Source organism: Azospirillum brasilense (assembly GCF_008365405.1).
Taxonomy (GTDB): Bacteria; Pseudomonadota; Alphaproteobacteria; order Azospirillales; family Azospirillaceae; genus Azospirillum; species Azospirillum brasilense_D.
The window spans coordinates 38,278-60,016 of sequence record NZ_QOKV01000012.1; the positions used below are offsets into that span (position 1 = coordinate 38,278).

General features: G+C 70.8%; 20 protein-coding genes. 4 read left to right on the forward strand and 16 right to left on the reverse strand.

The annotated features are described in order from the left end of the window. Positions 1-13: 13 nt before the first annotated feature. The 4 genes from DS837_RS18460 to mnhG are packed head-to-tail and all read left to right on the forward strand — an operon-like array spanning position 14 to position 2,794. Complete coding sequence (locus DS837_RS18460) at positions 14-1,633, forward strand: monovalent cation/H+ antiporter subunit D (protein WP_149166107.1); 1,620 nt, start codon at positions 14-16, stop codon at positions 1,631-1,633. Continuing rightward, on the forward strand, positions 1,630-2,118 hold the full coding sequence (locus tag DS837_RS18465; RefSeq protein WP_149166108.1) for a Na+/H+ antiporter subunit E: 489 nt from the start codon (positions 1,630-1,632) through the stop codon (positions 2,116-2,118). Before DS837_RS18460 ends, DS837_RS18465 begins: the two co-directional genes overlap by 4 nt. Continuing rightward, positions 2,115-2,396: a K+/H+ antiporter subunit F gene (locus DS837_RS18470; protein WP_149166109.1), complete on the forward strand. Its 282-nt coding sequence runs from the start codon at positions 2,115-2,117 to the stop codon at positions 2,394-2,396. Before DS837_RS18465 ends, DS837_RS18470 begins: the two co-directional genes overlap by 4 nt. Next, positions 2,393-2,794 carry a monovalent cation/H(+) antiporter subunit G gene (gene mnhG, locus DS837_RS18475; protein ID WP_149166110.1) on the forward strand — a complete coding sequence of 134 codons (402 nt, stop codon included), beginning with the start codon at positions 2,393-2,395 and terminating at the stop codon, positions 2,792-2,794. Before DS837_RS18470 ends, mnhG begins: the two co-directional genes overlap by 4 nt. A gap of 13 nt (positions 2,795-2,807) precedes the next feature. On the opposite strand, the gene DS837_RS18480 is transcribed toward mnhG, so the two are convergent. The 16 genes from DS837_RS18480 to DS837_RS18550 all read right to left on the reverse strand — a co-directional run bounded on the left by DS837_RS18480 (position 2,808) and on the right by DS837_RS18550 (position 21,602). After that, complete coding sequence (locus tag DS837_RS18480; RefSeq protein WP_149166111.1) at positions 2,808-3,230, reverse strand: VOC family protein; 423 nt, start codon at positions 3,228-3,230, stop codon at positions 2,808-2,810. Positions 3,231-3,368: 138 nt separating this feature from the next. After that, positions 3,369-4,553 carry a porin gene (locus DS837_RS18485; RefSeq protein ID WP_247890013.1) on the reverse strand — a complete coding sequence of 395 codons (1,185 nt, stop codon included), beginning with the start codon at positions 4,551-4,553 and terminating at the stop codon, positions 3,369-3,371. 60 nt (positions 4,554-4,613) lie between these two features. After that, positions 4,614-5,444 carry a hypothetical protein gene (locus DS837_RS18490; RefSeq protein WP_149166112.1) on the reverse strand — a complete coding sequence of 277 codons (831 nt, stop codon included), beginning with the start codon at positions 5,442-5,444 and terminating at the stop codon, positions 4,614-4,616. Beyond that, a complete protein-coding gene (locus DS837_RS18495; protein ID WP_149166113.1) occupies positions 5,441-5,854 on the reverse strand; it encodes an SET domain-containing protein in 414 nt (137 codons plus the stop codon). Before DS837_RS18495 ends, DS837_RS18490 begins: the two co-directional genes overlap by 4 nt. Positions 5,855-5,878: 24 nt before the next feature. Continuing rightward, the gene (locus tag DS837_RS18500) at positions 5,879-7,045 is read right to left on the reverse strand and encodes an SDR family oxidoreductase (protein WP_149166114.1); all 1,167 of its coding nucleotides are present in this window, start codon (positions 7,043-7,045) and stop codon (positions 5,879-5,881) included. A gap of 68 nt (positions 7,046-7,113) precedes the next feature. Next, a complete protein-coding gene (locus DS837_RS18505; RefSeq protein WP_149166115.1) occupies positions 7,114-8,778 on the reverse strand; it encodes an ATP-binding cassette domain-containing protein in 1,665 nt (554 codons plus the stop codon). 7 nt (positions 8,779-8,785) lie between these two features. Beyond that, positions 8,786-10,114, reverse strand: a complete 1,329-nt coding sequence (locus DS837_RS18510) for an SPFH domain-containing protein (RefSeq protein ID WP_149166116.1) — start codon at positions 10,112-10,114, stop codon at positions 8,786-8,788. A gap of 1 nt (position 10,115) precedes the next feature. Continuing rightward, positions 10,116-11,825: an ATP-binding cassette domain-containing protein gene (locus DS837_RS18515; protein WP_149166117.1), complete on the reverse strand. Its 1,710-nt coding sequence runs from the start codon at positions 11,823-11,825 to the stop codon at positions 10,116-10,118. Between the two features lie 9 nt (positions 11,826-11,834). Next, positions 11,835-12,596 (reverse strand): substrate-binding periplasmic protein, encoded by a 762-nt coding sequence (locus DS837_RS18520; RefSeq protein ID WP_149166118.1) that lies wholly within the window; start codon positions 12,594-12,596, stop codon positions 11,835-11,837. Further along, entirely contained in the window at positions 12,593-12,763 is a 171-nt protein-coding gene (locus tag DS837_RS32105; RefSeq protein ID WP_014197919.1) for a hypothetical protein, read from the reverse strand. Before DS837_RS32105 ends, DS837_RS18520 begins: the two co-directional genes overlap by 4 nt. Positions 12,764-12,805: 42 nt before the next feature. After that, entirely contained in the window at positions 12,806-13,312 is a 507-nt protein-coding gene (locus DS837_RS18525; RefSeq protein WP_149166119.1) for a YcjF family protein, read from the reverse strand. A gap of 381 nt (positions 13,313-13,693) precedes the next feature. Continuing rightward, positions 13,694-16,942 (reverse strand): type VI secretion system protein, encoded by a 3,249-nt coding sequence (locus tag DS837_RS18530; protein WP_247890014.1) that lies wholly within the window; start codon positions 16,940-16,942, stop codon positions 13,694-13,696. After that, the gene (locus DS837_RS18535) at positions 16,930-17,655 is read right to left on the reverse strand and encodes a hypothetical protein (RefSeq protein WP_149166120.1); all 726 of its coding nucleotides are present in this window, start codon (positions 17,653-17,655) and stop codon (positions 16,930-16,932) included. The genes DS837_RS18530 and DS837_RS18535 overlap by 13 nt, the downstream gene beginning before the upstream one ends. Further along, the gene (locus DS837_RS18540) at positions 17,652-18,116 is read right to left on the reverse strand and encodes a hypothetical protein (RefSeq protein ID WP_149166121.1); all 465 of its coding nucleotides are present in this window, start codon (positions 18,114-18,116) and stop codon (positions 17,652-17,654) included. Before DS837_RS18540 ends, DS837_RS18535 begins: the two co-directional genes overlap by 4 nt. Position 18,117: 1 nt before the next feature. Beyond that, entirely contained in the window at positions 18,118-18,501 is a 384-nt protein-coding gene (locus DS837_RS18545; protein WP_149166122.1) for a hypothetical protein, read from the reverse strand. A 14-nt stretch (positions 18,502-18,515) separates the two neighbouring features. Continuing rightward, positions 18,516-21,602, reverse strand: coding sequence for an ABC transporter substrate-binding protein (locus DS837_RS18550; RefSeq protein WP_149166123.1), 3,087 nt, complete (start codon positions 21,600-21,602; stop codon positions 18,516-18,518). Positions 21,603-21,739: the final 137 nt, after the last annotated feature.

The following is a 21,739-nucleotide window of genomic DNA, read 5'->3' on the forward strand; positions in this document are numbered from 1 at the left end:
AATGAGCGCTTGGATGAATCATCTGGTGATCGCGCCGATCGTCATCCCGCTGCTGGTCGGCGCGTTGCTGATGCTGATCGACGAGCGGCGGCGGGCGTTGAAGGCCACGCTCGGCGTGGTGTCGGCGTCGGCGCTGCTGGCGCTGGCGGTGCTGCTGCTCTATCTGACGGACCACACCGCCACGGGGGCGGACGCCACCGTGCGCGTCTATCGGCTGGGCGACTGGCCGTCGCTGTTCGGCATCGTCCTGGTGCTCGACCGGCTGTCGGCGATGATGCTGGTGCTGACCGGCATCCTCGGGCTGTCCGCCCTGGTCTTCGCGCTGGCGCGCTGGCAGAAGGCGGGGGCGCATTTCCATTCGCTGTTCCAGTTCCAGCTGATGGGGCTGAACGGCGCCTTCCTGACCGGCGACCTGTTCAACCTCTTCGTCTTCTTCGAGATCATGCTGGCCGCCTCCTACGGGCTGGCGCTGCACGGCTCCGGCCTCGCCCGCGTCCGCGCCGGGCTGCATTACATCGCCATCAACCTGGCGGCATCGCTGCTCTTCCTGATCGGGGTGAGCATGATCTACGGCGTGTCCGGCACGCTGAACATGGCCGAGCTGGCCGTGCGCATCGCCGGGATCGCTCCGGAGGACCGCGGGCTGCTGGAGGCCGGGGCGGCGATCCTCGGCGTCGCCTTCCTGATCAAGGCGGGCATGTGGCCGCTGGGCTTCTGGCTGCCGAACACCTACACCACGGTCGGCGCGCCGTCGGCGGCGATCATCTCGATCCTCAGCAAGGTCGGCATCTACGCCATCATCCGGATCTGGCTGCTGGTCTTCGGCGACAGCGCCGGGACCTCGGCCGGGTTCGGCGGGCACTGGCTGCTGATCGGCGGGGTGTTGACCATCGCCTTCGGCTCCATCGCGGTGCTGGCGACGCAGAATCTGGCGCGGCTGGCCGGGGCCAGCGTGCTGGTCTCCTCCGGCACGCTGCTCGCCGCCGTCGGCGCGGGCCAAGCGGCGGTGACCGGCGGGGCGCTGTTCTACATGACCAGCTCCGTCCTGGCGATCGCCGGGCTGTTCCTGCTGATCGAGCTGGTCGAGCGCGGCCGCATGGTCGGCGCCGACGTGCTGGCCGTGACGCGCGAGGCCTTCGGCGAGGGCGAGGACGAGGAGTCGGACGACGACGATGCCATCGGCGTGTCGATCCCGGCGATCATGGCGATCCTCGGCATCGCCTTCATGGCCTGCGCGCTGCTGCTCGCCGGCCTGCCGCCGCTGTCCGGCTTCCTCGCCAAGTTCGCCATCCTGGCGCCGATGCTGGCGCAGGGGGCGGAGGGGCTGCCCTTCACCACCTGGGCGCTGATGGCGGCGCTGATCCTGTCCGGCCTGGCGACGGTCGTCGCGATGAGCCGCACCGGCATCGACGTCTTCTGGGCGTCGCCCGCGGGCGATCTGCCGCGCGTGCGCCTCGTCGAACTTGGGCCGGTGATGCTGCTGCTGGCGCTCTGCGTGGCGCTGACCGTCCAGGCTGGGCCGGTGATGCGCTACATGGAGGATACCGCCCGCTCCCTTCACGGGCCGGAACGCTACGTCCAGGGGGTGATGACCACCGCCGCGCCGGGGACCGGCAAGGGAGTCGCGCCATGAAGCGCTTGTGGCCGTACCCGCTGCTGACCGCCGCGCTCGTGGCGATGTGGCTGCTGCTGACCGAGAGCGTGGCGCTGGGCTCGATCCTGATGGGCGCCATCCTGGCGACCGTCGCGGTCTGGGGATTCGCGGCGCTCGACCCGCCGGGCGGACGGTTGAAACGGCCGCGCGCCGCCCTCGCGCTCGCCGCGCTGGTGATCGCCGACGTCGCGCGTTCCAACGTCGCGGTCGCCAAGATCATCCTGAACCCGCGCAAGACCGAGCGGGTGTCCGGCTTCCTCCGCATCCCGCTCGACATGCGGGCGCCCTACGGGCTGGCGACGCTGGCCTGCATCATCACGGGGACGCCGGGGACGATCTGGGTGGAATACAACTCCGCGAACAACACCATCCTTCTCCACATCCTCGATCTGGTTGACGAGAGCACCTGGATCGACACCATCAAGGGTCGGTACGAGAAGCGCCTGATGGAGATCTTCGAATGACCGCCACGCTGCTGCTCTGGTCGATCGTCCTGGCGCAGATCCTGCTGGTCGCCGCGATGGCCTGCGCGGCCTACCGCGTGCTGCGCGGGCCGCGGGCGCAGGACCGGGTGCTCGGGCTCGACACGCTGTACGTCAACGCCACGATGCTGCTGCTGACCTTCGGCATCCGCACCGGCAGCACGCTCTATTTCGAGGCCGCGCTGATCATCGCGCTGCTCGGCTTCGTCGCGACGGCGGCGCTGGCGAAGTTTCTCATGCGCGGAGAGGTGATCGAATGACGCATCTGGCCGACCTGCCGGTATGGGCGGCGATCCCGGTGGCGCTGTTCCTGCTGCTCGGCGCCGCGCTGGCGCTGATCGGGTCCATCGGGTTCGTGCGGCTGCGCAGCTTCTACGAACGCGTCCACGCCCCGACGCTGGGCACCAGCATGGGCATCGGCTTCGTCCTGCTGGCCTCGATGCTGTGCTTCACCGTGCTGCAGTCGCGGCTGGTGCTGCACGAGATCCTGATCGCGGTCTTCATGGTGGTGACCACGCCGATCACGCTGATGCTGCTCGCCCGCGCCGCCCTCTACCGCGACCGCACCGAGGGCAGCGACGACGTGCCGGCGCCCCCTCCGGTCCCGCCGGTCGAGAGCGCCGTGCCGCCGGCTCCGGACTCCGCTCCGCCGGTTTAGGATTCCTGGCGCGTCAGGTCGCCTCGACCTGGGCGAACATGCCGGATTCGCTGGTGAAGCTCTTGAACTCCAGCCCGTTGCCCGAGGGGTCGAGGATGAAGAAGGTCCCCTGCTCCGACGGCTTGCCGGGGTAGCGGATCTGCGGCTCCAGAAGGAAGGTTGCGCCGGCGGCCTCCAGCCGCTCCCTCAGCGCGTCCCAGACGGGGCGCGGCAGCACCGCCCCGAAATGATGCAGCGGCACCGCCTTGCCGTCGACCATGCTGGTCTCCGTCGAGCGCGGCTCGGACGAGCGGTGGGCGGAGATCTGGTTGCCGAAGAAGTCGAAATCGATCCACCGCTCGGTGGAGCGCCCTTCGCGGCAGCCCAGGACATCGACGTAGAAACGGCGGGTTTCCTCGATGTCCCGGATGGGAAAGGCGAGATGGAACGCGAACACCGGCGCACCCTTTTGACGTTGATTCGGGTGGCCAGGGTAGACCGCGCTCCGTGGTGCCAACAAACGATTTAAGCGCGGGTCGATGGTGCGAAAACGCTGCGACCCCGGATTGATCCAGGGCCGCAGCGGTCGGCCCGATCAGAAGGCCAGACGGGTGTCGAGCATCACGATGTGCGCGCGGTCCTTCAGGTCGCCGCCGTCGGGGCGGCCCGCCTGCAGGGTGGACCGCACGTAGTCGTACTCCAGCCCGGCGGTGAAGCCGGGGGCGACCGTCCAGGTCACGCCGCCCTGCCAGATGTCCGCCTTGCTCGGCGTGGACATGGTCGCGCTGTCGTTGCCCAGCGCCCGCAGGTAGTTGGCGGCGAACAGCAGCGGCCCGGCGGTGTACTGCGCGCCGAAGATCCAGTTCTGCTGCGCCCGCGTCTGGGCGAGGCCCTCGGCGTAGCCGCTGTCGCCGCTGTAGGCGTAGCTGGCGCCGACCTTCACCGGGCCGTAGCCGACGTTGGCGCCGACATGGACGGAGTTCAGATCCTCGAAGGACTGGCTGACGACGCCGTCGGTCTGGCGCACCGCTTGGCCGGTCGCGTAGAAGGCGCTTCCCTCGACGCTGAAATCTCCGACCGCGGTCTGGAAGGCGGCGCCGGCCTCGACCACGTCACGGAAGGACAGCAGGTCGCCCAGCACGTCCGTGGTGCGGCGGTTGACCGAGCTGTTGGAGTCGCCGCTGCGCGGCATGTAGGACACCGCCGCCGACAGGCCGCCGAAGCTCGGCGTGATGTAGACCAGCTTGGTGCCGGTGTCGTAGGCGATCAGCGTGCGCATGCTGGTGGCGGCCAGAGGCAGGGCGCCGAAGGTGGACGAGCCGTTCAGGAACAGGATGCCGTTGCTGTCCGGGCTGCCGGCCACGCCCTCGACGTTCGGGCCGATCATCCCGTATTCGTCCGACAGGCCGTTGATGACGCCGGCCTGGATCGTGCCGAAGCCGCCGTTGGCGAAGAGGAAGGCGCGGTCGTTCTCGATGTTGCGGGTCGAGACGGTCGGATCGCCGTTGCCCGCCACGATGCGCAGCCGCGCACCGTAGGTCAGGCCGTTGTCCGCGGTGGCCGTCGGGGTGACGACCAGACGGTAGCGGTTGGCGAACTCGCGCGAGCGCAGGCCGTCGTCCCGCTGCTGGCGGATGTAGGCGCCCTGGAAATAGGCGTCGCCGCCGAGGATCAGGTCGAAGCTCGGTTCGGCCAGGGCCGGAGCCGACGTCAGGGCGGCGAAGGCGGTGCCGGCGAGAGCGGCGGCGCGAAGGGAGAAGGCGTTCATGGGCGTCGTCATTCCAGGGTCGAGGCTTGCGGGGGCGATGTTTTGGTATCCCCTCTCCCCTCCGGGAGAGGGTTAGGGTGAGGGGGTTGCGCGTGGCGCCGCGTTCGGCAAAAGCGCAACCCCCTCACCGGCCCTACGGGCCACCCTCTCCCCAGGGGGGAGAGGGCTATTGGCCGGAAACCAGCGGCGGCCGAAGGCGGTGAGGTTGTCGTCCTGCAGCCGGGCAAGGCAGAGGACTTCCACGCTGTCGGCCCAGCGTGGGTTGATGCGGCGGAACTGGGCGACCGCCGGGCTGTCCAGCTTGGCCTCGCTGATGGCGCGGGCCTCCTCGGTCAGGCCGTAGCCCTGCCATTGCCAGTCCACGGTTCCGGTGTCGGCGTCGTAGTACTGGGCGAAGCACTCCCGCCCGATGTGGTCGCGGAACGCCCGGTCGAGGGCGTCGGGGGGCTGGTCCGGATGCGGCGTGTGGCGGACGAACAGCATCGGCATGTAGCGGTAGGAGCGGTAGCCGACCGCGCTGTAGCTCCAGTACCACAGCCGTCCCGAGCGGTCGGCGCGGGCGCGGGCGACCATCTCGGCGACCATCGAGCGCACCAGATCGTTCGACCCCCAGAAGCGGCGCTCCAGGATGCAGTGGGCGGTGTGGAAGGCGCCGACGGCGGTGCCGTCGATCTCCACCGCCTGCCGGTAGACGGTGGCGAAGCCGACCAGCTCCCCGGTCCCGGCGTCCTCCTGGAGCACGCAGTGGTCGAGGTCTTCCAGCTCCTCATTGAAGTAATCCTCGCCGTAGCCTTCGAACCAGACGCTGAGCAGGGCGAACATCGCCGCCCGCCGCTCGGGCGTCAGGGCCACTGGCTCAACGAAGCTGGTCCGCAGGGGAGGACGGGACGAAGAACTGGTCATCCCCCGGCACCGGTCAGATAGAGCGCCGCCCCGGCCTCGCGCACGTCGGCGCAGATGTCCTCATAGTTGCAGGTGATCTCCTCCCCGGCGGCGATGGCGCGGCGGGCGACGAAGCGCCGCCAGTCGCCGGGATCGGCCCGCCCGATGGACGGACCATCCGCGTGATTGAGGAACCGGGCGTCGTCCCCCGGCAGAAGGACGCCGACCCCCTCGATCACGCAGCCGTGGAAGTCGAGCAGCCGGGCGACCTGGGGAAACTCGGCCAGCACGGCGTCGTCGGGCGCCAGCAGGCGGTCGATGCGGGCGTCGAACGCCCACACCGGCGTGCCGGCGGCGACCGCCTCCTCGGCGAAGAGCCCCAGCCCGTGGATCGGGCTGGAGGCGACGCGGGTGGCGATGAGAAGCGGCATGGCGTCCTTCTCCGGCGATAAGACTTAAGCGGCGGCGGTGGCCGGCGACCCGGCCGGCGCCAGCGATTCGTCGAACTCGAAGCTGGCGGCGTCGTCGACGAACTGCTCGGCGATGGTCGTGCCGGGGTTCGTCAGGCAGACGCCGATGTAGTCGGCGAAGCGCGGCGGCGGGGTGAAGCCCTCGGCCAGCAGGCGGCTGTTGTCGAAGGCGATGTCCTGCGCGGTGAAGCGGTGGTACTTGCGCCCGCCCGCCATCATCGTCCGGTGCAGGATGTCGCGCTGCGGGAAGGCCAGGCGGAAGGCGCGGTCGAAGGGCTTCCAGCCTTCCGGACCCTTCGGGTCGAAGAAGCTGTAAGGGCGGGTGCCCTCATGGCCGTGCGCGGCGAAGGCGGCCTGGAAGTCGCTCCACAGGGTCCGGCTGCCGAGGCCGGCGGAGATGTGGTAGAGGTTGTGCTTCAGCTCGGGCTTGCGCAGCAGGTCGTGCAACCGGGCCGAGGCCCAGTCCACCGGAACGATGTCGATGAAGCCGTCCGGCGAGCAGGGCAGGACGCCGGTGCGGTCGACCAGCCGGAAGAACCAGAAGATGCTGGCGCTCGGGCGCACGCCCATCGCGGTGTGGCCGACGACGATGGACGGGCGGCAGACGACGATCGGCAGGTCGGGGAAGCCGGCGGCGAGCGCGCGCTCCGCCGCCGCCTTGCTGCGGGTGTATTCGACGATGTGCGGCGTGTCGTGGCCGGGGGCCGGGGCCTCCTCGACCATCTCCAGCCACGGCGTCTCGCCGCAGCAGAAGGCGGTGCCGATGTGCAGGAAGCGCTGGAGGTGCTTCATGCGGCGGGCGCGGGCGGCCAGCGCCAGCGTGCCGTCGACGTTGATCTGCCAGACCGAATGCCGGCTGTCGAAGGAGGTGTCGGCGGCGACATGGACGATGTGGGTCACCGCGTCCAGCCGCGGGTCGGCGCTGGTCGCCAGCGACTGCAGGTCGCCCGGAATGATCTGGCAGAGATCGGCGTAGGCCTGGGCCGTGGCGCGGTCGACGCAGCGCATCAGGTTGGTGGCGAGACGGGCGCGGCAGGCGGCCTCGTCGGCGCCGCGGATCAGCAGCAGGCAGTCCGCCGCGGTCCCGTTCTTGACGGCGTCGAGGTAGAAGGAACCACCGAGAAAGCCGGTGCCGCCGGTGAGAAGGATCATGGTGTGCCTCTGTCTCGCGTCTGGGGGAGGGGAGGGATGGCTGATGGCCGTGACCGGCGGGCCCGGGTTCAGGCGGGCAGCAGGTCGGGGGCCGGAAGGGCGGGTGCGTCGAGCCGGCGGAGACCGCCCTGCTCGACCTGGATCTGCACGTCGGCGGCGTCGAAGTACGCGTCGTCGTGGGTGACGGCGATCACGGTGATGCCGCGCGCCTTCATCCAGGGAATGATCTCGCGGTAGAATTTCCGCCGGAAGTAGGGGGACTGGTCGGCCGCCCACTCGTCGAGCACCAGCACGGGCTTGCGCTCCAGCAGGGCGGCGGCCAGCGCGAGGCGCTTCTTCTGCCCCTGCGACAGGTCCACCGTCGTGAAGGCGCGGTCATTGACCGCCACCTTGTCGGACATCTCCAGCAGGTCGAGCAGCTCGTCGGCGAAGCCGTCCTCCGGCGACACCGCGCCGTAGAGCTGGCGGGTGACGTGGTTGTCGGAGAAGACGACGGAGAACAGGTCGCGGTAGGAGCCCAGCGTGTCCGCCGTCACTACCGCGCCGTCCACCGTCAGGCTGCCGCGCTGCGCCGGGTAGAGGCCGAGCAGCAGGTGGATCAGCGTGCTCTTGCCGGCGCCGTTGTGGCCGGTGACGAAGACGACGTCGCCGCGCTCGACCTTCAGGTCGATGGGGCCGACGGTGAAGGAGCCGGTGCCGTCGCGCCCGGGGTGGCGGTAGGACGCACCGTCGAGCGCAATGGTGGCGAAGTCGGCGAAGCCGGTCGGTGGCGCGTCCTTGGCCCGGCGCTGCGCGGGGCGGGGCGGCGCCTTCAGCTCCGCCTCCACCGCCAGATAGGAGCGGGCGGCGGTCTCGGCGCTGATGTAGGAGGGGTAGGAGGCGACGATGGTGATGACCGGGTAGGCGATGAAGGCGGCGGCGTGGCCGGCCAGCACGACGGTCGTGATGTCGGTGTTGGTCACCGCCGGCAGCAGGAAGATGATCCCGGCCAGCGCCGCGTAGTAGGTCAGCTCGCTCAGCGTGAAATAGTGGCTGTACTCGGCGCCGAAGCGGTGGCGCTCCGTCCGCAGCGCCTCGGCGCAGGCGGTGGCGTCGGACAGCGCGTTGGCGGCGCGGCGGCGGTTCAGCTTGCACTCGCGCAGGGTCTGCAGGATGTGGTCCGATCGTTCGGACAGCGCGCCCTCGGCCTCGTGGATCGTCTCCGACAGCCGCTCCAGCCGCAGGACGGAGCGGGTGATCAGGATGCCGCCGACCGTCAGGAAGGCCAGCACGATCAGCACCGCGGCGTTCGACAGCGAGGCGAGGTAGAGCAGGCACAGCACGATGGCCGCGACCGACTGGAAGCTGATGACCAGCGTCGGCACCGCTTGGGCGAGCAGTTGCAGCTCCGGCCCGGCCACCTGGGCGAGGCGGGTGGAGCCGACCGCCATGGCGTCGGGCAGGTCGGCGGCCACCGCGCGGCGCAGCAGGTCGACGCGCAGGATCGCCAGCGCCGCCTGCATCCGCTTGGACGCCGCGCTCATCATCCAGCCCTGCGCGAACCGCCAGGAGAAGGCGGACAGCAGGAAGATGAACAGCAGACGCTGCAACCCCTCCGGATCGTCCATGATGACCAGCGCGCTGTTCAGCGAGGTCAGCAGGGCGAGGTTGAGGGCCGCCGCCAGCACCGCCAGCAGCATCAGCGGCTGCATGTTGCGCAGGGCGTCGCGTCTCAGGATGCGCCAGAGGTCCATCGCCGGCTCACTTGGACTGGATGAGGTCGATCAGGCGGGACGGCGACATGTTCGACAGGATGGGGGCCGAGGCGGCCTTCCCGTCCTTGGCCGGTCCGCTGGCGGCGCCCGCCGGCTCGGGCTTGACGCCGGGAACCGGCGCGGTCGGCGAGCGGTGGGTGGTGGGTTCGGCCCCGGCGGTGTTCAGGCTGGGCATCTGGGCGACCGGCACCTGTCCGGGCGTGCCGTCGCCGCTCAGCGAGGGGAGCTGCGAGACGGGCGGGACCGGCAGGCTGCTGGGCGGCAAGCTGGTCTGCGGCAGGGTCACGGTGCCCGGTGCACCCGCATGCGGCGCACCGGGGGCGGGGGCGCCCGGCATCGGGAGGGTGGCGCCCTGGCCAGAGGCCGCGTCGAGGATCAGCGGCAGCCCGCCGCTGGCGGCGTTGCCGATGACGACGATCTTGGCGTTGGGCGAATGGGCCAGCTCCAGCGTCGCCTCGATGCCGCGCCAGCGCAGGTAGTTCTCGGTCAGGTTGGCCTGGACCGTCTCCTGGAAGGCACGGATGCCCTGGCCTTCGAGCTGCTTGCGCTGGCTCTCGAACAGCTCGCGCTGCAGGCGGAACTGGTACTCCTGGGCGGCCTGGTCCTGCTGGATCTTGCGCTCGATCGACACCATGATCGCTTCGGGCAGCGAGACGTTGCGGATCAGGATGTCCTGGATCAGCATGTAGCCGGTCTTGGTCCGCCCGTCGGGTTTCGGCGTGTCCTCGGCCCCGATGATCTGGGCGTACATCACGCGGTCGGCGACCTGCTCGAAGGTCTCGGTCTGCACGCGCAGGCGGCGGTGGGCGTAGAGCTCGTCGGCCTTGAAGCGCGACACGATCTCGCGCGAGACCGACCCGACCTCCGGCACCAGCAGCACTTCCAGATAGTTTGGCCCGACGTTCTTGTGCAGGGCGGCCAGCATCTCCGCATAGGGGCGGTAGCGCACCGTGATCTCGATGCTGACGTTCAGGCCGTCGTTGGCGATCGCCGAGTAGGAGCGGGTGTCCTCCTGCAGGCGCAGGTCGTAGACCTCGATCTTGTCCCAGGGGAAGATGACGTGCACGCCCTCGGCCAGGGCCGGAGCCATCTGGGTGCCCTGGTGGAAGCGCTTCCACAGCACGCCGCCGTGGCCGGCGGGGATGAAGACGACGATCGACGGCGCGAAGTAGAGGAAGATCAGGATGCCGACCAGCAGCGTGCACAGCAGCGACCGGCGGTGCTCCTCGTACCAGTGGCCGAGCAGCGCGCGCAGGCGCGACTTCGGCTGCGGCGTCGCGTCGGCGTCGTCGTAGGTGAAGGCCTGGTCAGCCATGTCACGCGGTCTCCTGGAGCAAAGCCGTGGCGGGGCGGGGCGCGGCCTTGTCGGCCGGCGTGTCCATCTGCCCGTTTGTCATGTGAATGGTGACGTCGCAGACCGACGAGGCGTTGCCGTCGTGCGACACGAAGATCACGGTGCGGCCGAGCGCCCGCAGCTTGCCGATGATCTCGTTGGTGAAGCGGGTGCGGAACTCGGCGTCCTGGTCGGACGTCCATTCGTCGAGGATGATGATCGGACGCCCCTCCGCGACCGCGACGGCCAGGGCGACGCGGCGCCGCTGGCCCTTGGACAGGTCGCGGTTCAGCAGGCCGTCGCCGGTCTCCGGAACCAGATGGTCGATCTTCAGATAGGCCAGCATCTCGCGGAACAGCTCCGCGTCGAAGGTCGGCCCCTGCGGCAGGCGGGTGAACAGGTGGTGGTCCTGGAACACCGCGCAGAACAGGTCGCGGTAGGATTCCAGCCGGTCGCCCTCCACCGCCTGCCCGTCGAGCAGCACCTGCCCCTCGTCCGGGCGGAACAGCAGCGGGATGACGCGCAGCAGGGTGGACTTGCCCGACCCGTTGGCGCCGACGATGCCGACGACGCTGCCCGCCGGGATGGTCATGTCGATGGGACCGATCACGAAGGGCTCGGGCCGCAGCCCGGCGCGGTAGGCGAAGCGCACGCCGCGCAGCTCGATGGCGGAGAAGCGGCGCGGCGCGCGGGCCAGCTTCGACGGCGCGTACTCCGCCGCCGGCATGGCGGCGAGGAGGGTGGTGAGCTGGTTCGCCGCATCCTCCGCCGCGATGTAGTCGGGCACGGCGTTGAGGAACTTCGACAGGGGCCGGGCGAGGAACAGGATGACCGAAGTCACCAGCGGAAGCTCCGCCGCCGACAGCGCGCCCATGCGCGGGAAGATGAAGACGAAGACCGCGGAGAAGCCGATGACGATGGTGGCGATCCAGGAGAACAGCTCGCCCAGATTGCGCCCGTGGCGCCGCTTCAGGTCCTCCCATTGGGCGACGTCGGCCTCGACCGCCTGGGCCAGCTCGTCGCGCCGCGCCTTGCCCAGCTTGATCTCGGCGTTGCCGCCGACGATCTCGGAGAAGCCCTGGAGCATCCGCACCTCGGACTCCTTGGCTTGGCCCAGCAGGGCGCGGGTCCGCTGCGCCTCGCGCACGTACCAGCCGCCGATCATCGCGCCGGCCACCAGAAGCAGGGTGGCGCCCACCGTGGTCAGCGTCCACAGGTAGAGGTAGGCCACGACCGCCACCAGCATCATGTTGGCGGCGATCGACAGGTTCGGCAGCAGCGCCGCGATGCGCTCCAGATGGTGGTTGCCGAGGTCGAAGGAGCGCCGGGCCTGCATGTCGAGGATGTCGGCGTGATTGCCCAGCGTGACGGTCTGCAGGAAGCGCCGCCGCACCCCGGCCAGCGCGCTGAAGCCGGTGGTCAGCACCAGCCCGACGAAGCGCTTGCTGAAGGCGTAGGAAACCAGCAGCGACAGGCAGAAGATCAGGAAGGGCGTGTCCAGCACCTCGCCGCGCATCCAGCCGTTCAGCTCGGCGCTGAGGCTCATCAGGCTGATGAGGTTGGCGGTGGCGGCGACGCAGCCGGTGACCACGAGCCGGGTCAGGATCTCACGGTCGGCCAGCCCGATCAGGGGCAGCAGAGCCGAGACGGGCCGGCTGGGAGCGACACGCTTGGTTGTCTTGCTTTTGCTCATCGCTCCGCCTCACTCCGCCAGCCAGGAGTCGAGGATGCGGGTGATCGTGCCGTTGTCGCGCAGCTTGACGAAGGCGGCCTGCAGCCGCTCGGCCTTCTCCTTGCGCGCCTTGGGCATGGCGATGTAGCGGGGGATCAGGCCGAGCGGCTTGGGCAGGACGCGCACGTCCTTCAGGCGCCCGTCCTGCTTGGCCATGTGGTTCAGCACATGCAGGTCGCCGACGATCACGTCCACCCGGCCCAGGATCAGGCGGCGGAAATTGACCACGTTGCTGCTCGACGGGACCTTTTCCAGATAGGTCGCGGCGTCGAAGTCCGGCGCGTAGGCGAAGCCGTCGACCACGCCGATGCGGTAGGGGGTCAGGTCCTCCAGACGCTCGAAGGCGATGGGAGAGTCCTTGCGCACCATGAAGACGGTCGTGCCGGTGCGGAACGGGCCGATCATGTTGTATTGCGCGAAACGGGCGGGCGAGGCGATGAACTGGAAGCCGACGTCGGCGGTGTTCTCGTCCATCGACCGCACGACCTCGGTCCAGGACAGCGGCCGGTGGACCGGGGTGATGGTCAGCTCCTTCAGCAGGGCGACGACGATCTCGGTGTCGATCCCCGTGCGGGTGCCGTTGAAGGAGTAGTTGTAAGGCGGGAAATGGTCTTCCGACGCGATGGTCCAGTATTCGGCGCGCGCCGGAAGGACCGCGGCGAACAGCGCCAGCAGGACCGGCAGTAGGAGCCGCAGGATCGGGCGGAGGATGGACGCCGTCGCCGCCGTCATGCCTTCGCCCGCTTCTTGCCGCGGGTGGTCAGCAGGATCATCACGAGAAGGGCGCCGGGCGGCGTCAGGACCACCGCCAGGAAGGCGTAAAGCAGGAAGCCGCCGCGGCGGCCGATCCCCAGAAACCCGACCAGCAGGCAGAGACCGATGTAGATCAGCTCGAACACGGCGATGCTTCCTTCTTTGCCCGGCGCCCCGGCGTCGTGCCCTTAACCGGCCTTCTGGACCGGCTGCTCTTCCATCTGCGGCGCCGCGGCGGGGGCCTCGTCCTTGCCGGCGTCGTTCCGGGCGGCCTCGAACTCCTTGCGGAAATGCTCGCGCATCGTCTCGACGTCGAAGTCCAGCAGCGTGCCGCCGGTCTCGAAGTGCCGCGCGAACACGCGGCCGAGCGCCTGGGTGGCGGCCAGCGACAGGGCCGGCATGACGGCGACGCCCAGGGCGGTGCCGATGAACGGAACGGCCTTCACGGCGGAGCCGAGCACGCTGGAGCTCAGCGCGCCGGGCATGACGCCGCCCATCAGCGCGCCGATGATCGCGCGGGTGCGCTCCTGCGCGAACTCGATCTCATAGAGCTTGGCGAGCTTATGGATCAGGTTGAGCTGGGCCACGCTGACCGCGGCGACGTCCGCGCCGGGAACGGGGATGAGTCCGAAGGCGCCCGAGGCGTAGCTGTGATACTTGATCAGTTCCTGGGCGCGCTTCTTACGGTCTACCATGATCCGAAACCTTTCGAGGGTCAGGTGAGGTTGATTTCAGGTGGAAACGGTCGGCTTAAACACGCGTCTTAGGACGTTATCCGTCGCAAGTTTGGCATTCCGAAAGAAACAAAGCATCGCCAATCAACCGCTGTCGAAGCGATTGGTAAAAGAATGTCCCTATTGTCGATGGTAAATTTGACGATGGTCTTCGAGGCTGGAGTTGAGCGGAGAATGACCGCCCAACGATCCAATATGCCCCAACGACTTGATACATTTTCAGTACTTAACAACGCATTAAATGCCTATGACCACCGTCGGTGTTTTTGTCGGAAGCTGCGTCATCTTTCTGCGAATTGTAACAAAGTTCATCATCAGCTTTTCTTTGTGCATCGACCTCCACTACCTCTGCGGGAAGCGTGACGGCAGGTCGAGAGCGCGCGCCGACAGCTCGTTGCGCCCGCCCGCGTTGACCGCCGCGCCCAGCACCAGGACGGTGTCGCGCACCGGCTGTCCCTCAATGGTCTGCGTGGGCAGGGCGACGCGCAGCAGCAGGCCGTCCCGCGACGAGGATGGGGCGTGGCTCTTCAGCAGGCGCAGCAGCGCCCACGGTCCGCGCTCGGCCAGCGTGATGGTGTCGCCGGTCGCCGCGGCGGTTCCGCCGGCCGCGGCACCCTTCGGACGGAAGGGCGACCCGGCGGCCCAGCGGGCGCTCAGCAGGACCGGCTGGCCCGGCGTCCAGGCAAGCGTCCCGCCGTTGGCCGAAGCCCCTACCGCGCTGGCGCCGGAGCGCACCGACCAGTCGATGATGTGCTCCGCCCCGACCTCCTGCGCGCGGTTGGCGCCGTAGGTGAGGCGGATGCTGACGGGGGCCGGGCGCGCGATGGCCTCCAGTAGCGGGCGGGCGGCTTCCATCCGCTCCATGAAGGCGGCGACCTCGGGGGTCGCGGTCCGCATCACCGCCGCCCGGTGCTCGTCCAACTGCCGGTAGAAGCGGCGGACGTCCTGCGGGTCGGCGTCCGGCGCGCCGCGCGCCTGTTCGGAGCCGACGAAGGGGAAGCGTCCGGCGAGGCTTTGCGCGAAGGCGCTGGACAGCTTCGACAGGGCGACGTCGCTGTCCGGGACCGGGGCTTCCACCGGCATTCTGGGCAGGGTCGGCAGATGCGCGACGACGGCAGGCGCTTCCACGACGGCGGGCGGCGGAGCCGCGGGTTCCGGCGACGGGACCGGGCGCGGGGGAGGCGGGGGGGCTGCCGCGACCGGCTTGGCCGGCTCTGGTTTTGGCGGCTCCGGCTTCGGCGCGGCGGGCTTTGGCTCGGCCGGCTTGGCAACCTCGGCGGGCGGAGCGTCGGGAACCGCTGCGGGCAGGGCGGCGGCCAGGGCGTCCGGCAGCGCGGTCACCGCCGGGTTCAGGGCCAGGGCTCCGCCGTCACTGACGGCGAACAGGGGGCCGGTCTGCGGCGTGTCGAGCGCCAGGACGGCGGCGCGGGCGCCGGTCGCGGCGGTGGACAGGGCCTCGGTGATGCGGTCGGTGGTGTCGCGGCCCGGCAGGTCGGCGATGGCGGCCTTCTGGAGGATCACCCGGATCGCGTCGGGCAGGCCGCGGGCGGGCTCCTGCAGGGCGCCGGCGATCGGCCAGGAAACGGCCTCGGCGACGGCCCCGGTCAGGCGGCGGACGTCGTCCACATCCTCGGCGGTCGGCGTCTCCGGCAGGCCGCGCAGCCGTTCGGCCAAGGCCTCCGCGCGCTGGCGGAGCGGGTTGCGGCCGTACAGCTCCTCGGCCAGCGGGGCGGCGAGCTGCACCGATTCCGCACGCACCGCCGCGGCGATGGTCCGGGCGTCGAGGTTGGGCAGGTCGGCGCCGGCGGCGATGCGGGTGATGTAGCCGTCCGTCGCCGTCAGCGGCGACCGGGGAACGGCGCCGTAGACGCTCTCGGCCAGCGCGTTCAGCTCGTCGAATCCGCTGTTGCGGCGGAAGCGGTCGTAGCGCTCCAGCGCGTCGCGCCGCCCGCCGATGCGGTCGAGCTGCTCGGCGAGCCGGCGGAAGGCGGGCAGATCCTCCACCCGCTGCGGGTTGGCGACCGGCGGCAGGTCGGCCATGGTGGCGCTGGGCAGCAGGGCGTCGCGGATCGGCCGCAGCACCGAACGGCGCAGCGTGACCGAGGCGAGCCGCTTCTTGTCCTCGTCGAAGGTGCTGAACAGCGAGGTCGGGAGCAGCGGCGTGGCGAGGGAACTGCGCTCCATCACCGCCGTGGCGGCGATCACCCGACCGGCCAGAGCCCCGTCGGTGACGGCGTCGCGCGCCAGCAGTGCCCGGCGCAGGTCGGCGGTGGCGGCGGCGACCGGCGGGCTGCCGGCGGACACGCTGGACACGCCCTGCCACGCGGCGACCGACAGGCCGGCGACCGAGGCGGCGAGCGCGGCCTGGGCCATCCGGCGGCGCTTGTGGGCCTGCTGGTAGGCGGCGTCGGACGGCCGCCCGTAGCCGGCCTCGGCGAAGGCGCGGCCGGGCAGCAGGTTGCGGGCGAAGACCGGGCGGCGCCCGCCGGTGGCCGGGGCGTAGGCGCCGGTCAGGGCGATGCCGCGCAGCGGGAAGGGCTCCGCCTGGTCGTCGCCTCCCAGGGCGCCGTCGAGGAACAGCGCCAGCGGATGGCGCAGCGTGTCCAGGGATGCCGGCAGCAGCGGCAGCCGCACCCCGGCGGTGCCGGCGGCGAAGGCGTCGGCCTCCAGAACGGCGATGTCGGCGGCGATGGCCTCGAACGCCTCGTCGATGCGGCGCGGCTCGAAGGGCTTCGCCCAGTCCTGGGGGTTGGTCCATCCCAGCACGCCGTCCAGCAGGGCGGAGGGCATGGCGGCGCAGAGGTCGGTGAAGCCGTCCAGGGACTCGGCGCGGACCACGACCACATGCACCGGGCCGACCACGCCGAGGTCGTCGCGCAGAGTCCGCAGGCGCTCCCGCAGGGCGGCGCCCCGCTTGGCCAGCGCGTCGCGCGGTCCGGGGCGCTCGGCGGCGGCGCGCAGCTCATCAGCGCCGACCATCAGCAGGATGCCGTCCAGCGGGCGGCGCATCGGCCGTTTGCGCATCGCAGCGACCAGCGCCGGCCAGGACGCGCCCAGCCGGGAGCCGTCGGCGGAATCGGCGCCGGCGTGCAGGATCGCCGCACCCTCGCAGAACCACCAGCAGCCGTTCTCGCCGTTGCCGTCCTCGGGCCAGCGGACATGGGTCGGGTCGGTGGCGAGCAGGGCCGGGCCGCCGACGCCGAAGGCGAGGAACCACGGGATGTCGCCGCGGCGCAGGGGGCCGCGCATCTGCCGCGTCAGGATGTCCAGCCCCTCGCCGTAGACGCGGGCGTTGGGCGGCGTGTTGGCTGCGGCCTTCGTCGGCGGCGGCGCCTCGGCGCGGACTCGCAGCGGCGCCGGCGGGGCGGCCCGGCGCGCGGGCGCCTTCTTCTGCCCGGCACCCTTGGCGGCGGGCTTGCGCCGCCAGCGGCGCAACTTCGGCCAGACCATCCGGCCGAGGCGGTAGAAGATGTAGAGCGGCAGCGCCAGCAGCGCGTAGGGCGCCAGCGTGACGGCGAAGGACAGCAGATAGACGATGGCGGAGCCGATGGTGGAGAGCACCAGCTCCAGCGTGAGCATCAGTAGGACCATGACAGCCCCATGTCCTCGACCGCGGCGCGGGCGCCGCTCAGATCGCGTTGAATGCCGCCGACGGCGCCGGCCCACAGCAGGTGCGAGACGACGAGGAACAGCACGGCGGTCCCGCTGACCGCCCACCACCAGCGCCGCGTGGACGGCGCGAGGTACCCGGGCACGGCGCCGTCCGTCGGCTCGCAGGCGCGCGGGCTGGGATGGCTGGCCGCGGCGCGCTCGCCGACGACGATGCGGTGCAGGGCGGGGCGGCGGGCGGTCGCCTGGGCGTCGTCGGGGAAGCCCAGCGCCAGCGTGGCGAGATAGACGGCGGCCAGCCCGCGGTCGGCCTTGGCGCCCTGGCGGATCAGGTCGTCGGCCTGCACGAACAGGGTCTGCAGGGTGGCGTTCGCGCCGAACAGGCGGCTGGACACCACGGCGTCGCTGGGCCGCGTCTGGGCCAGCGCCCGGTCGGCCAGCATGGCCATGGCGAAGACCGCCTTGACCACCGTGCCGTGCGCGCCCGGCCCCTGCGAGACGGCGGCGCCGCTCATCCCGTGGAGCGTGGCGGTCAGGCGGTCGGCCACCGTCCCCGCCGGGGCCTGCGCGTCGGCGCAGCCGGCGAGCAGATCCTCCTGGAAGGCGCGGAACAGGGCCAGCGTGCCGGCGGGCTTGGCCCCCACGGGGGCCGCCTTCGTCGGGTTGGCTTGCGCCAGGGCGGGTTGGGCAGTCACGGCGTTCCCTCCGTCAGCGGAGCCACGGTGAAGCTGTCCCGTCCCAGCCGCACGTCCAGGGCGCCGGCGCCGTCCAGCGTCTGCCGGTGGGCGCCGGGTGCGCCGTACCGCGCGAAGACGAGGGTTTGGGTCGGGGGTGTCGCGAAGGGCGGCAGGCTGTGCAGGAGCACGCTCTGACCCGGCACCATCTCCCAGGAGGCGATGGCGATGCGGTTGCCGACCTCGGCGCTCAGCGCCTCGCGGTCGCGGAACCAGCCCGCGGCGTCGAGCCCGGCCAGCCGTCCGGCCAGAGCCGGGTCAGCCACCCGGACCACGTCGACCGCGACCGGGCGGCGTCCGTTGGCGTCGGGCTCGGCGACGATGCGCAGCACCGGCGCGTCGGCGCGCCCCGCATTGGGCATGGGTCCGCTGGCGGCGCAGCCGGCAAGCGTCAGGGCGAGAAGCATGGCGAGGCGCTTCATGTCAGCCTCCGCCGCCGGGTGTCGACCGACCGACGCAGACGTAGCCCGCCGGGGTGTGGCGGTACCAGTTTCCGGTCGCCTCGGCGCAGGGGGCGAGGACGCGGTCGTTGCGCTGCGGCTGCGCCGCCACCGGGGTTGAAGCCGGGGCGGCGTCCACCTCGCGGGCGCCGGCGGGGCGGTTGGTGACGACGAAGCCGTCCTCGTCCTCCTCGACGATCATCACGTAGCGGGTGCGCTTGGCGGGGTAGCGGATGCCGACGTCGTAGTCGCCGTCGGCCAGCTTCTCCAGGATCGCGCCGGGGCGCTCGGTGCCGAGCGGCGCGCAGCCCGTCCCGGCGAGCAGGACCGGCAGCAGCGCCGTCGCGGCGATCAGGGTTCGCATCATCGGAATGGTCCTGCTCATACCGGAATTGCCTGGCGCTGGGCGTTGGTGGCGACCGCGGCGGGGCCGGCGGCCTCCATCAGGTCGGGCGGGGTCGGCTCGATGCCGGCCTCGGCCAGCGTGCGGTAGACGGACCGCCAGACCAGCTCCGGAACGACGAAGCTGGCGTCGTAATCCTCGACCCAGAAGAACAGGTTGTACTTGCACAGCCACTGGCCGTTGACGCCGCGGATGCCGTCGTAGCGGACGAAGGCCGGGCCGCCGGTGGCGCTGGGCAGCACCTTGTCGGCGTTCTGCAGGGCGGTGGTCAGCAGGCCGCCCATCCGGCCGGGGTCGTGGCGGGCGTCGGCGTAGTATTCGAGCTTCATCGACACCCGGTCGACCGCGCTGAAATTGACGACGGTCGCCTCCGACACCTTGGCGTTGGGCATGGCGACGATGAAGCCGGCGACGTTGCGGATGCGCACCGTGCGCCACGTCATGTCGACCACGACGCCGCGCACCAGATCGGTGATCTGGATGCTGTCGCCGATCTGGAACGGCCGCTCGATGTTCAGCACGATGCCGGAGAAGACGTTGGCGATGTTGGCCTGGATGGCGAGGCCGATGACCATGCCGACGAGGCCGGAGGCGGCGAGCAGGCTGGTGATCGGCTGCTTCAGCACGAAGGCGATGATGCCGCAGCCGGCGAAGCCGAAGACGATCAGCGTGGAGAAGCGGCGAACGATGCCGGGGATCTTGCGCTGGGTGCGGATCTCCAGCGGGGTCCAGACGAAGCGCTCCAGCGTGCGGTCGACCAGGATGGCCGGCACGATCCACCACAGCACGTTGACGCCGTTCACCACCATGGCGATCCCGCTCGGCGGCAGCGTCGCCACCGCCTGGTCCAGCACGATGTTGCCGACGGACATCAGCAGCAGCGGCCAGGACAGGATGCGCATGAACAGCGTCTGGATCTTCCAGAACTGGCCGCGGTCGCGGCGGTCCATGACGGCGGCGAAGACCGCCAGGACGGCGCTGAAGATGGCGATGTAGACGAAGAAGTCGCGGTGGATGAAGTCGCGCGCCGCCGGGGAGTCCGGTGCCGCGACCACGCCGAAGTCGACGCGCGAGAAGTCCGGCTGCGGGCGCCCGAAACCGACATAGTTCGGATCGCCCTCGCTGCCGACCGAGGCGACGTCCTGCGAGATCCAGGCGCGCGCCAGCCGCCAGCCGGGCGACGGCGCCAGCACCCGCTTGGCGCGGAGCTGGTCGAGCAGGGTGGAGCTCTCGCTCTCGCCCTCCAGCGCGCGGCGGAAGCGGTCGGCGAGGCCCGGATCGGCGGCGGACGCGGTCTCCGCCGCGGCCATCGCCTTCAGCTTCTCCACGAAGTCGTTGGTGTCGACCAGCGACATGCCCAGAACGTCGGTGACGAACATCACCGTGTTGCGGTTCTGCGTCCGGTGGCGGAAGCTGACGCCGACCGTCTGGCTGCCGTAGGGCGGGCGCTGGTCGAAGACGTTCAGGGCGAAGCGCCCCTCGATCCGGTAGGCGACGTAGGTGGTGACCTCGCCGCGCTCCTCGCGGTAGGGCTTGCCCAGCTCGACCGGCTTGACCGCGTTGGTGAAGACGACGTCCGCCGGGTTGAAGGCGCCGCGGTAGCGGAACCAGATCGTCAGGTTCAGCGTCGCCTCGTTGGCGTCCGGGTTCAGGTCGCGGATCTCGTGGAGCTGGACGCCGGTGTAGATGACGTCCGTCTTGTACATGAAGCGGTCGTTGACGTAGAGCGCCCGGCCCTTGGTGACCTCCTCCAGGAAGTTGGAGACTCCGGCCTCGCGGATCGGCTGGAGCTGGGTCAGCGCCGCCACCGGGTTCAGGCCGTTGTAGGAGGCCATCATCACCGGCAGGGTCGCCTGGCCGCGACTGTCGAAGGTCCAGGTGCCGACCGTGCCCTGGAAGGCGGTCTCGGCGCGGTCATGATCGGCGATGGCGCGGCGCAGCGCCTCGCCGTCCGGCTTACCGGCGGCGGTGTTCGTCTTGGCGATGGAGCCGGCGATCAGGTCGACGCCGTCGGCGCCCAGTGCCGCCGCCCAGTCGGGCACCGCGTTGAAGCGCTTCACATACTGGCCGTAGAAGCGCTGCGCCCGCTCGTTCGCCGTGTCGAACAGCACGGGCGAGGACACCAGCAGGCCGTGGCCGTAGGCCTCTGGAGTCAGCGCCTTGGGGTTGGCCTGCGCCTGGGCGACGATCTCGGTGCGGAAGGCCGAGGAGGCCATCTCCGAGCTGCCGGCGATCAGGTTGCGCACCCCGGCGTCGCGCAGCGCCACCACCACCCGCGCGCTGTCCACCGCCGAGCCGATGACGACGACGGCGCCGGTCGGCATCTTCTCCTTCACCGCCTGGGCAAGCGCCGGCAGGGCGGACGCACCGCCGCGGCCCGGCGCGAAGGTCCACTGGCCGACCAGCTTGGTGCCGAAGCGCTGGAGGATCGCGTCGAACTGGCCGGCCTGCGACGCGGCCTGCTCGCTGTCCTCGCGCACGATGGCGACGGTCGGCTCGCCCACCACGTTGCGCACGTAGTTGGCGAGGAAGCGCGTCTCGTGCGTGCGGTCCAGCGTGATGCTGAACAGCCAGGGGCTGGGCGCGGCGTCGGCCGGGCGGACCAGCGGGCGCGGGGCGATCAGCGGGATCTGCCGCTGGGCGTAGATCGCCGTCGCGCTGTCGGTGGCGTCCGGCGTGTGGCCGATCACCGCGAGGATGGAGGGATCGTTGGAGACGCGCCGGGCGATCTCCAGCGACTTGCCCTTGTCGCCCTCGTCGTCGAAGGGCTTGACCACCACCGGGCGTCCGGCGATGCCGCCCGCCGCGTTGATGGTGTCGGCGCGCAGCGCCGCCCCCTTGCGCAGCGCCAGCCCGAGCGCCGCGTCCGGCCCGCTGAGCGGCCCGACGACGGCGACGGTCAGCGGCTCGCGCGCGCTGTCGCCGAGGAAGCCGGCGCGGACGACCAGGGAGACCAGCACGGTGACGAGCATCGCCGCCGCCAGGATCAGCGCGAAGCGCGCCTTCTTGGTCAGGTGCGACCAGCGCAGCGGCGGCCGGGAGCGGGGCTGGAGCGAGCTCAGCATGGGGTGGGCCTCGGGCGGTCAGCGGTCGTTTCCCTCTCCCGTCCCGGGAGAGGGAAGGGGCCCGCGAAGCGGGAAGGGTGAGGGTGAATGCAAGGATCGGGTGGTCGCGCCGTTGGACGACCCTCACCCTCCCGCGC

Coding starts and splice junctions, on each gene's coding strand:
- mnhG (WP_149166110.1), top strand. CDS start 2,393: ATGACGCATCTGGCCGACCTGCCGGTATGGGCGGCGATCCCGGTGGCG.
- DS837_RS18550 (WP_149166123.1), bottom strand. CDS start 21,602: ATGCTGAGCTCGCTCCAGCCCCGCTCCCGGCCGCCGCTGCGCTGGTCG.
- DS837_RS18470 (WP_149166109.1), top strand. CDS start 2,115: ATGACCGCCACGCTGCTGCTCTGGTCGATCGTCCTGGCGCAGATCCTG.
- DS837_RS18460 (WP_149166107.1), top strand. CDS start 14: ATGAATCATCTGGTGATCGCGCCGATCGTCATCCCGCTGCTGGTCGGC.
- DS837_RS18510 (WP_149166116.1), bottom strand. CDS start 10,114: ATGGCTGACCAGGCCTTCACCTACGACGACGCCGACGCGACGCCGCAG.
- DS837_RS18465 (WP_149166108.1), top strand. CDS start 1,630: ATGAAGCGCTTGTGGCCGTACCCGCTGCTGACCGCCGCGCTCGTGGCG.
- DS837_RS18525 (WP_149166119.1), bottom strand. CDS start 13,312: ATGGTAGACCGTAAGAAGCGCGCCCAGGAACTGATCAAGTATCACAGC.
- DS837_RS18545 (WP_149166122.1), bottom strand. CDS start 18,501: ATGATGCGAACCCTGATCGCCGCGACGGCGCTGCTGCCGGTCCTGCTC.
- DS837_RS18530 (WP_247890014.1), bottom strand. CDS start 16,942: ATGGTCCTACTGATGCTCACGCTGGAGCTGGTGCTCTCCACCATCGGC.
- DS837_RS18515 (WP_149166117.1), bottom strand. CDS start 11,825: ATGAGCAAAAGCAAGACAACCAAGCGTGTCGCTCCCAGCCGGCCCGTC.
- DS837_RS18500 (WP_149166114.1), bottom strand. CDS start 7,045: ATGATCCTTCTCACCGGCGGCACCGGCTTTCTCGGTGGTTCCTTCTAC.
- DS837_RS18505 (WP_149166115.1), bottom strand. CDS start 8,778: ATGGACCTCTGGCGCATCCTGAGACGCGACGCCCTGCGCAACATGCAG.
- DS837_RS18495 (WP_149166113.1), bottom strand. CDS start 5,854: ATGCCGCTTCTCATCGCCACCCGCGTCGCCTCCAGCCCGATCCACGGG.
- DS837_RS18485 (WP_247890013.1), bottom strand. CDS start 4,553: ATGACGACGCCCATGAACGCCTTCTCCCTTCGCGCCGCCGCTCTCGCC.
- DS837_RS18490 (WP_149166112.1), bottom strand. CDS start 5,444: ATGACCAGTTCTTCGTCCCGTCCTCCCCTGCGGACCAGCTTCGTTGAG.
- DS837_RS18520 (WP_149166118.1), bottom strand. CDS start 12,596: ATGACGGCGGCGACGGCGTCCATCCTCCGCCCGATCCTGCGGCTCCTA.
- DS837_RS18540 (WP_149166121.1), bottom strand. CDS start 18,116: ATGAAGCGCCTCGCCATGCTTCTCGCCCTGACGCTTGCCGGCTGCGCC.